Here is a 1,762-nt window from a genome sequence, read left to right on the forward strand (position 1 = left end):
CTCGCTGTCGACGGGTCTGAGCACGACCAACAGCTCGGTGACGTCGCTGTCGACATCGGCCTCGACGGGTATCAGCACGGCGCAAAGCGGTGTGAATTCGCTGTCGACTGGGTTGAGCACGACCAACAGCACGGTAACGTCGCTGTCGACATCGGCTTCGACGGGTATCAGCACGGCACAAAGCGGTGTGAATTCGCTGTCGACCGGGTTGAGCACGACCAACAGCACGGTAACGTCGCTGTCGACATCGGCCTCGACGGGTATCAGCACGGCACAAAGCGGTGTGAACTCGCTGTCGACCGGATTGAGCACCACGAACAGCAATCTGGACTCGTTGTCGACTTCGACGTCGAGCAGCGTCAGCTCGCTGTCGACGTCGACCGCAACGGGGATCGGCTCATTGTCGACCGGTCTCAGCACCGCAAACAGCACGATGACGTCACTGTCCACGTCGACTGCTGCAGCTGTTGGTTCGCTGTCGACGGGCCTTAGCACGACGAACAGTACGGTGACGTCGCTGTCCACGTCGACGTCGAGCGCCGTCGGTTCGTTGTCGACCGGTCTGAGCACGACGAATAGCACCGTGACATCGCTCTCTACCTCGACGTCAACTGGTCTCTCGTCAACGACCAGTGCGATTTCGTCGTTGTCGACGTCGACGTCGACTTCTGTCAGCTCGCTGTCTACCGGCTTGAGTACCACCAACAGCAATGTTGCATCCCTGTCGACCGGGCTTTCCACGACCGACGCCAGCCTGGCGTCGCTGTCGACTGCGGTCGCGCCGCTGACGTCGATCAAGACCCAGACGACGGATGGCAGTACTGCAATCGGTTCGGGCGCATCGGCAGCTGCAAACTCGACAGCCGTTGGCCAGGGCGCGAATGCGTCAGGCACGAATTCAACCGCAGTGGGCGAGGGCGCAACGGCCTCAGGACAGAACTCGACCGCGGAAGGCCAAGGCGCGATCGCATCGGGCAAAAACTCCAAGGCCAACGGTCAAGCAGCGGCCGCAACCGGCGATAACTCGACGGCCTTGGGCCAGGGATCGACGGCCTCGGGAGTCAACACGACCGCGGTGGGCCAAGGCAGCACGGCAACTGCACCGAATTCCGTCGCAGTCGGCACCGGGTCGATCGCCTCGGCTCCGAATACCGTTTCGTTCGGGACGCCCGACAACGAACGTCGCTTGACGAACGTGGCGCCCGGGATCGACGGCACTGATGCAGCCAATATGAATCAACTTTGGCGCGTTCAGTCGTCGGTCAATGAAGTGGCGCGTCGTGCGTACTCGGGCATTGCCGCTGCCACCGCATTGACCATGATTCCGGAGGTCGATCCCGGGAAAACGATCGCGGTCGGGATCGGCACCGGCAGCTACCAAGGTTACGCGGCATCGGCGATCGGGGTATCGGTGCGGTTCAGCGACAACCTGAAGGCTAAACTCGGTGTCGGGATCAGCGGCAACGGCAGTACTTACGGAGCCGGAGTCTCATACCAGTGGTAAGTCGCTGAGACTCATCCCCCGGGACGTGGCGACTGCGCCCGGGGGATCGTGTATCGACGGTCGTATCGAATGACATACGACGAGCACGTAATGCAGACGACATCTAATCACGATGCCCCTTGCTGTCGCATCGACGGACGACTGGCTGTCGGCATCTCGCTGTTTGCGCGCGACGGCCAGACGATCTGGGAGAACGGCATTCACCAGAACATCGCGTTCCTCGCGATGATGCTCAAGCGTTCGGATCGCGTCGGCCCC

At 61.7% G+C, this 1,762-nt stretch carries 2 protein-coding genes; both read left to right on the plus strand.

What is annotated here, in order from left to right; genetic code table 11:
- A partial coding sequence (locus WS61_RS33600; RefSeq protein ID WP_179949683.1) for a YadA-like family protein occupies positions 1-1,504 on the plus strand: 1,504 nt, incomplete at its 5' end.
- Positions 1,505-1,594: 90 nt separating this feature from the next.
- Positions 1,595-1,762 (plus strand): DUF2827 family protein (locus WS61_RS17110; protein WP_157692744.1); only part of this gene is annotated, 168 nt, incomplete at its 3' end.

The sequence above is a fragment of the Burkholderia sp. ABCPW 11 genome (assembly GCF_001523445.1).
In the GTDB taxonomy this organism is placed as follows: domain Bacteria; phylum Pseudomonadota; class Gammaproteobacteria; order Burkholderiales; family Burkholderiaceae; genus Burkholderia.